The sequence below is a fragment of the Aeromonas sp. QDB23 genome (assembly GCF_027707745.1).
Lineage (GTDB): Bacteria > Pseudomonadota > Gammaproteobacteria > Enterobacterales > Aeromonadaceae > Aeromonas > Aeromonas allosaccharophila.
The window spans coordinates 1-8743 of sequence record NZ_JAPCJA010000086.1 but is presented as its reverse complement, the minus strand read 5'-3'; the positions used below and the strand labels follow the sequence as shown (position 1 = coordinate 8743).

At 58.0% G+C, this 8743-nt stretch carries 6 protein-coding genes; all 6 read right to left on the bottom strand.

Annotation, left to right across the window (positions count from 1 at the left end; genetic code table 11):
* Positions 1-23 precede the first annotated feature (23 nt).
* A complete protein-coding gene (locus tag PG888_RS21695; protein WP_442866248.1) occupies positions 24-575 on the bottom strand; it encodes a glycine betaine ABC transporter substrate-binding protein in 552 nt (183 codons plus the stop codon).
* A 385-nt stretch (positions 576-960) separates the two neighbouring features.
* Positions 961-2064 (bottom strand): YdcF family protein, encoded by a 1104-nt coding sequence (locus PG888_RS21690; RefSeq protein WP_270694356.1) that lies wholly within the window; start codon positions 2062-2064, stop codon positions 961-963.
* Between the two features lie 300 nt (positions 2065-2364).
* Positions 2365-3117: a DNA/RNA non-specific endonuclease gene (locus PG888_RS21685; protein WP_042083927.1), complete on the bottom strand. Its 753-nt coding sequence runs from the start codon at positions 3115-3117 to the stop codon at positions 2365-2367.
* A gap of 235 nt (positions 3118-3352) precedes the next feature.
* The gene (locus tag PG888_RS21680; protein ID WP_075114122.1) at positions 3353-5245 is read right to left on the bottom strand and encodes a PTS fructose transporter subunit EIIC; all 1893 of its coding nucleotides are present in this window, start codon (positions 5243-5245) and stop codon (positions 3353-3355) included.
* A 442-nt stretch (positions 5246-5687) separates the two neighbouring features.
* Positions 5688-8126, bottom strand: coding sequence for a GH92 family glycosyl hydrolase (locus PG888_RS21675; protein ID WP_182937782.1), 2439 nt, complete (start codon positions 8124-8126; stop codon positions 5688-5690).
* 308 nt (positions 8127-8434) lie between these two features.
* Positions 8435-8686, bottom strand: coding sequence for a glycoside hydrolase domain-containing protein (locus tag PG888_RS21670; protein WP_182937781.1), 252 nt, complete (start codon positions 8684-8686; stop codon positions 8435-8437).
* Positions 8687-8743: the final 57 nt, after the last annotated feature.

Sequence of the window (8743 nt, the reverse complement as noted above, 5' to 3'; positions counted from 1 at the left end):
TCCTGCATGGAGACGCGATTAGATCACAGACGATCTGCCTGTTCAAATTTCATTAACAAAGTGCGATCCCGCCCTGGTTGCCAGGCAGCGATGATGGCGGGCGGCTGCAGATTGACTATCTGCAGGCTAGCCGGATCCACGCCCCAGTGTCTGAGGGCGGCCAGCAGGCTGTAGTGGGTAGTGGAGGTAAAGGGCACGGCGATGCGTTTGCCAGCCAGTGCTTTGGGGGAGGCGAGCTCTGGCTTGACGACCAGCGCTTCCGAATTGCCGAGTTTGGAGGCGAGCAGGAACACCTCGATCGGTACCTGCTGGCTGGCGGCCACCGCCAGCGGGCTGGAACCGATATTGCCGATCTGCACATCGCCGGAAGCGAGCGCCCGCACCACGCTGGCACCACTGTCAAACTTGAGCCACTTCACCTTGGCGCCACTGTCGCGGGCAAAGGTGTTGTCGGCTTGAGCCACCTTGGCTGGCTCGGCCGAGGTCTGGTAAGCCACTGTCACGTCGACGGCGTGGGCCTGCAGGCTGAGAAGGGCGAGGGCTGTCAGCCAGAGAGAATATCCTTTTCCTATCATGATGCTATTCCGTTATCCGGGGGGTGGAATAGCCGTTTTCCCATTTATTGGCCTGACAATGAAATAACGAAAATATTGTTGTGGCGAGCAATGGTTCTTAGAAAAAGAGCGGTAAATCAATGCATTTATTTATATATCCCAATCATCGCAGTCGATATTTGTCAGGCGAGAAACGTCGTCTGGATATGTTCCTCGCAGTGAGATTGTCCACCTGATACATGGGGGATGGCCACCTCGCCTTGTCAGACAAAAGACGGGGCGAGCGATAGCGATACGGAACGATAAGCGATGGCGGTAAAACGAAAGCCGTTGGGGCAATGCTAAAACCCGCCGGGGTGGCGGGCTTTATGGTTTATCACGGATGGTTCAGCGTGAACCCGGCTGATCAACGCTCAATCAGCGGGGCGGAGCGGTAACTCCAGATGCCGTAGGTGCGCAGCACGTCGCGGTAGATGCCGAGCAGCTCGCTCTGGCTCACGCTTGCCAGATCCTCGAGTGGCTTGTCGGGGAAGCTGACGCTCACCACCTGCAGCCCGGCCGGACCGGTCTGGTCGCAGGCGGTTTCAAGCACCGCCTGACCGCGGCGGACATGGCTGGCGGAGCTCACCAGCACCGCGTAGTTGATCTGGTGGCACGCGAGGGCATAGGCGCTGTAGAGGGCGTTATCCACCGTGCTGGTGGCGTAGTTCTCTTCAATCAGGCGGCTGCGGTCGATGCCGTGGTTGGCCAGCCAGTCTGCCATCAGCTTGCCCTCGGTCTGGCGGTTCTGCGGTACGCCGCCGGTCAGGATGATCAGCGCCTCCGGGTCGGCCTTGGCCAGCGTCAGAGTGGTTTGCAGGCGGCCAAGCAGGATCTTGTCCATGCTGCCGTCGGGATTGAGGGCGTAGCCCAGAGTGACGATGGCGCGCTTGCCCTCTTGGGTAGCCTTGAGCTGATCCTCGGTCAGTTCGGTCTGCAGCGGGGCGGCGGTGATCCGCTGTACCCGGGCGATGATCTCCTCCAGATCGGCGGCGCGGCCACTGTTGCGATCCGCCACTTTCGCCAGATAGCTGCGGGAAGCCTCCTTGTTACCCTTCACCAGCTGCCAGATGGCGAGATAGCTGTTGATGTCGAGATCATCGGGGGCGACGGCTTGCGCCTGCTCCAGCAAGGTGATGGCGCGGCTCAGGTTGCCGTTGTAGATCTGGGCGTTGGCCGCCGAGATGAGCAGGTCGGTGCGGTAGGGTTCAAGCTGGTAGGCGGCCAGCAGCCGCTCGGTCACCAGCTCCATATTGCTCGGCATCTTGGCGGTAAAACCGGCGTGGGAGATTTTGGCTGGCGACTTGTAGATCTGCAGCGCTTCGCCGAGCAACATGTCCACCGCCTGGCGTTTGCTGACCAGGGTATTGAGGTCATGCTCCATCTGCATCGAGCTCTCGGCCGCTTGCAGGGCGAGGGGCGAGAGCGCCAGCAGGCCGCCGAGGGTGAGGGCAAGAAGGGTCTGTTTCATCAAAAGGTCCTCTGTCGGGCTGAATCGCGCCGTGGTGCGCCGGTTTGCGGGCCGATGGGATAAGGCAAATGTGCGTCAATTCAGTCTGTTAGTGCCAAAGAGAGGGCAATATACCAGTTAACGGTGCGGCAAACTGTGAGTCGGGGCGGGTCGTCGGGTGATGCCACACCTGTGGCCGCAAAAATGGCCGCAACGGGTCAGCAGCCATCTGAAAAGGGCAGGGGGAGCGTGACTCCCCCTCCCTCTGTTGCGATGCAAGACAGATTGGGTGTCAATCCATCTGTTGGCGAGTGTTCGCGGTCAGTTCCACATCGGGGAGATGCGGGCTTCCAGCGTCTCTTGCTGCTCTTCGGGCATATCGCTGAAGAAGTTGAGCTGGGTCTGCTCTTCCACCTCGCGCACCGAGACCCGGTAGTCGGCGATCTGGCTGATGGGCACCTCTTCCTGCGGCATGATAAAGGCGATGGCCTGCAGTCTGGCCGGGTCCATCACGATCTTGTAGTAGGCGCTCGGGATCGCCACACCCTGACCGATGGACTCTTCAGAGCCGGTAAAGATGGGGCCGGTGATCACCTGCACATCCTTGCGGGAGACCGCCCACTTGTTCACCTTGTCCTCCAGCACGCGCCACGCCTTCTGGTTGAGCACCCCGATCTGCGGCGTCATGTTGCTCAGCAGGAAGCTCTCTTTCATGGTGTTCTTGTTCGATTTCATGTCCCCCGCCGGGGCCTGATGGCCACGGTCGTAGCCCGAGCCCTTGTAGTCGGAGAGGGTGGCGCGGTAGGCGACCGGGATCTCCCTGTCCTCGGCGAAGGCATCCTTGCGCGGCACTGTGCCCTGTGCGCTCTGGGCGGTCATCCGGTAGGAGACCCAGTCCGCCACCTTGTAGTCGTAGTTGTAGCCGACCGCATACCCTTCACGGCAGAGCTTCTGATCCGATTCGGAGGGGAGGCCAAAGCGCACGTGCTGGCCGCATTCCCAGTGGGCGGCCAGCAAGGGGGTGGCAGTGAGGGTGAGGGTAACAGCCAGAACCAATTTATTGATTTTTATCATTTTTGTGATGCTCCAGTTTAGTAGACGGAGCCATTTGACATGAGATCTGACCAGCGCTTCAATTGCTGTTTTTTTACACGTCACCGTTCTGTGACGGCTCGCCAAGATCCGTGATGTGACTGGTTAATATGTTTTAAATCAGTGGCTTGGTCGGTGGGATGATATGCGGTTGCTCGGCATGCAACGAAAAGGGGCCCGTGATGGGCCCCTGGTGACAGGTGGAGTTTGACTGCTATCAGGCGGCGTTTGCCTTGTTACCCAGCGTGCGGGCCAGCAGACCTTCCGGATTGTGAATCGCCTCTTTGGTCTTCACATCGATGACTTCGATATTGGTGAAGCGCTCACGGTATTTGATGGCCACATCGTGGGCGAAGATGACGCAGCGTGCGTTAGCGACATCCTTGGCGGTGATGCGGTTGATGATGCCGTTGGCGCCCTGGGTCTCGACCTTGATCTTGATCCCCTGCTGGGCAGCGGCCTTCTGCAGGCTCTTGGCGGCCAGGAAGGTGTGGGCTACGCCAGACGGGCAGGCAGTGATGGCCAGTACGTCCGCTTCCCCTTCCGCTTCAATGACTTCGAAGCTGGTTTGGGTGGTGGTCACGTCATCTTCTTCGCTTACCGGCTTCTTCAGCAGGTTGACGATGACGGCAGTGGTCAGGGCGCCGAGGATAGTGCCCAGGATGTAACCCATCTTGCCTTCAACAACCGGCAGGACAATCCAGCCACCCCAGGGGGCGTGGTTGATACTGTGCATCATAAAGCCGGTGATGTTGCCGACGATACCGCCTGCGACGATGGCCGGGATAACACGCATGGGGTCAGCAGCAGCAAACGGGATGGCACCTTCACTGATACCGATCATGCCCATGATGGCGGCCGCTTTACCGGATTCACGCTCTTCTTTCTTGTAACGCTTCGGAGACATGAAGGTGGCCAGTGCCATACCCAGCGGCGGTACACAGATGGCGATACCGACGCCGCCCATCAGCCAGGGCTGGGTGTTGACCTGAGTCTGGGCAAACAGGGTGGCAACCTTGTTGACCGGGCCGCCCATATCGAAGGCGGTCATACCACCCAGAATGGCACCCAGCATCACTTTACCGGAGCCCGCCATGCTGGAGAGCCAGTGGTTCATCCCTTCCATCATGGCGGCGATCGGGGCACCGATCCCCCACATCACGATGCCACACACCAGGAAGGTACCGATCAGCGGATAGATGAAGATGGAGCCGAGGGAGGTCATGGAGTCAGGCAGCTTGATCCGTTTGAGCTGATTGACCACGAAACCGGCGATAAAGCCCACCAGAATGGCGCCGAGGAAACCGGTTTGATAGTGCTGAACGGCAATCCAGGAGCCGATCATACCCGGGGCCAGGCCCGGTTTGTCAGCCAGCGAGTAGGCGATGTAGCCACCCAGCACGGCGGTAAACAGGGTCAGACCGGCGATACCCATGGTCGCCATGTCTTTGAGGAAGCCCGCTTCCGGCACGGCGCCCTTGCCGCTCAGCATCACCGACAGGGACAGCAATACACCGCCTGCCACGATGAAGGGGATCATGTGGGAAGTACCAAACAGCAGGTGCTGCTTCATGGTATTGAGGCGATCCTTGAAGGTGCGCTCTTCGGGCTCAGCCGGTGCAGTGGCAGCCGGTTTGGCGGCAGGGGCAGGCTTTGCCACTTTCGGGCCTTGTTTGAGCAGGGTCAGGGCTTGCTCGACAGTGGTGGCCGCTTTCATCTGCTCGATAAAGCCCGGCTCCAGCAGACGGGTAGAGAGCTCCGCCAGCACTTCGATATGGTGATTGGCGCCGCCATCCGGGGAGGCGATCATGAAGATCAGCTGGGTCGGCTTGCCATCTTCGGCGCCGTACTCGATGCCCTGACGGCTGACACCGATGGCAATGGCCGGGCGGCTGACCGCCTTGCTCTTGGCGTGGGGCAGGGCGACACCTTGCTCGAAGCCGGTGCAGTCCAGCTGCTCGCGGGCCCAGACATCTTTGACGAATTGCTGTTGATCAGACACGGCGCCATCGCGCGCCAGCATCTGTGCCATCTCGTCGAACAGGGCCTCCTTGCTGGTGGCCTTCAACTCCAGGCAGATGAGTCTGCCGTTGGTCATGGTGGGTAACATCTCACTCTCCTTTCCCGTCAGGGCTAAGTCATGCGTTGCGAATTGGGCTCATTATTGCCCTCTACGGTGGGGTTGGACAGGCGATGAATGTAGCAATAACTGGATTTTTGTTGCATGGTTTTGCCGGTGTGATCCAGCTCGCAAAGTGTTGAGCTTTGACTCAATAGCTGTTTTTGTTTAATTCATGGCGGGATGTGACAGCGGTCAAGGTATGACGGAAAAACCCTTGCAGCGGTATTTAAGGCCATTTTTTGCGGTTTATTGCCCGATTTAAGGCGGATTTGAGAAAAATGGGTTGATGGCGGCACCGACGCTCCCCACTGGAAAATAGAACGGCCCGGCGCTGATTGGATTTTATCAATCCATCTGGCGTGGGCCGTCGGGTATCACAAAGTGACATTCTCGGGTTGCGTGCTGAATGTCACTTCAATGCTATGGCTCGTTACTGTTGTGGCGGGGTATTGCCCATCACGAAGTGGAGGTTGCCACCGGGCACAAACTCCTTGTGCTCGAAGAAGAGACCATCCTTGAGCGGTTTGCCATTGATGGTGACCGACTGTACATAGCGGTTCTTGGCGCTGTTGTTATCGGCGATGATGGTGAAGGTTCCCCCCTTGACCGGGATGGTCGCTTTGGCAAACAGCGGGCGGCCGATGGTGTAGACGGGGTCTGCCGCATTCACCTGATAGAAGCCGAGTGCTGACATGACATACCAGGCAGACATGGAGCCTACGTCCTCGTTGCCGATGATGCCTGCCGGGGTGTTCGAGTACATGGTGTCGAGGATGTAGTCGACCGTCTCCTGAGTTTTCCACGGCTCCGAGGTCCAGTTGTAGAGGTAGGGGATATGGTGGGAGGGCTCATTGCCGAAGGCCACCTGACCCATCATCCCGGTCATGTCAGCGGTCTCCGACCCCTGACTCTCGGCGGCGAAGGTGGCATCCAGATTCTGCTTGAAGGCCTCTTCTCCGCCCATCGCGGTTTTCAGCCCCTTGATGTCATGGGGCACAAACCAGGTCCACTGCCAGGCGTTGCCCTCGGTATAGTTGCCGGTCTCATGTTCGGTGCCATAGGGATCAAACGGCGTCATGAAGGAGCCATCGATCATCACCGGACGCATGAAACCGGTCACCCCGTACTGGGCGTATTCGGCCGCATTGTGGTCGAAGTAGCGCTGGTAGCCATTTGAGCGGGCAAGATAGCGCGCTTCGGCCGCCGGGTTGCCAGCTGCTTTGGCGATCCGGGCGATGGCCCAGTCGTAGAAGGCGTTTTCCAGACCGTAGGAGACCGACTCTAGGGTGTAGTCAGCGAACACGGGCTGACCATCGATCCGCTGCACCGCTGGCGCAAAGCCGTTCTTCTCTATGTAATCGATGTGGTTGGTCAGGGTCTTGTCCAGCACCGCCTTGTCCCACTCGGTTGCCAGCATGGGGTAGTTGGTATAGGTGGAGCTGTCGATGGCGGCCTTGAGCGCCAGGTTTTTCTCCTGCGTGGTGAAGGCCTCGGGGTATTTGGTGATGGCATCGGCAATCACTACCACCGCCGGATAGCCCACCATGGTGCCGGTCTCATCCCCCAGGTGTTCCCATTTGGGCAGCAGGCCGCTCTCCAGATACTTCTGGATCAGGTTTTTGGCATATTGCACGGCGCGGGTGGGTTCGGTGATGGTCTTGAGCGGGTGCAACGCCCGCTGGGTGTCCCACAGGGAGTAGACCGAGAAGTTGGGCTGCTCTTCGCTCGCCTGACCATAGTGGATCGAGTAGCTGCCTTCCCCCTTGGCCTGCGCCCCTTTGCCCATGCCGCGGTAGCTGCCATCCACATCCTGATGGACGATGGGGGCGATCTTGGTGTGATAGAGGGCAGTGTAGAAGATCTCGCTTTGCTTCTTGCTGCCCCCCTCTATGGTGAAGTTGAGGGCGTTGGCCCACTTGTCGCGGGCATTGGCGCGGGCCTCGTCGAACGAAACATCCCCTTCGGCCTGGTAGTTTTTCCGTGCGCCGGTGGCATCAACCGCCGAGAGGGCCACTTTGGCATTGAGCTGGGCAGAACCGCCCTCTTCAAACTCGACGTAGGCGGTGACATCGGCGTTGGATTTGGCCTTGTGTTCGGCGCTCAAGCCCTCTACCGGCACCCCCCCGGCGAGGAGGTAGACCCCTTTGATCTTCTTGTCGAAGGTCGCATAGAAGAAGATCTTCTGGTTTTTTGCCCAGCCTGAGAAGTGGGTGGCATCCCGCTCGCCGGTGATGGTGTAGCCATCTTCGCTGACGGTGAGTTTGTTGCGCAGCGAACTCGAGCCCCAGTCGCTGTTGAGGATCGAGTTCAAGTCGATCTTCAACCGTTGGGGTTGGCCCTGCGGATAGGTGTAGCGGTGAAAGCCCACCCGCTCGGAGGCGGTCAACTCGGCCTTGATGCCATTTTCGGCGATACGCACCGCATAGTAGCCAGGCTCGGCCAGCTCCGACTTTTTGTCCATTTTGACCGAGATGGCCTTGCGGTAATCATTGTTCGGCTCGATGTATTTGGCCTTATCTTCGGTAAAGGGCAGGAACAGAATATCCCCCAGCCCCCCCATGCCGGTGCCGGAGAGATGGGTGTGGGAAAAACCGAACAGGGTGTCTTTGTCGAAATGATAGCCGGAGGAGGAGTGCCACCCTATCAGTTCGGTATCCGGCGAGAGTTGCACCATGCCTTCCGGTACCACGGGGCCGGGAAAAGTGTGACCGTTAAAGCCAGTGCCAACAAATGGATTCACGTATTGCAACACATTGGTTGGCGTTGGCTTTTGATCGTCGTTATCGGTGCTGCTGTTATCTGAATCGCAGCCGGATAACATGGCCAGGGTGCTGGTCAGGGTAATGGCCAGAATATTTTTCTTGAACATATGGAACGGCTCCATCGGGTAGGGGTGAGCTGTCAGAATTTATTTTTCTGATGCCGGAGCGATGCCTGAGCAATATTAAGACTCGGCACTGTCAATCCCGGCGAGTGCTATTATTCCCATGGCCCCTGTTTCATCGACAGAGTAAAAAAGTGTCATTCACTAGACTTTTGTGACAAGGCTGTCTGTTTGTGATCCGTGTATCATCTGATGCAGCACTTCATATTTTTTTTGAGTGTTCTTGTGAATCGACCAAAAAAGAGGCCCAAAGGAAGCTTTGGGCCTGAACATATATTGGCAATCAATGATGGTTATTTATTATCTGAGCCGGTCGGTTTTTGCGCCGTCATGATAAATTTCAACTCACCGCCAGCCAGAATATCGCTGTGGTTGAAGGTCAGGTTTTCCCCCAGCGGTTTGCCATTGATGGTGACGGATTCCACATAGATATTCTGGGGGCCATTGTTTTCGGCGATCACGGTGAATTTCCCGCCATCGATATCCATCGTCACCTTGTCAAACAGCGGCCGACCTATGGTGTAGACCCTTAACCATCCCCTCATATGAGCGAGGCGTGGCGCGGCTTCTGAGGTATGATCGCCATCCTTGACCAGCTAATA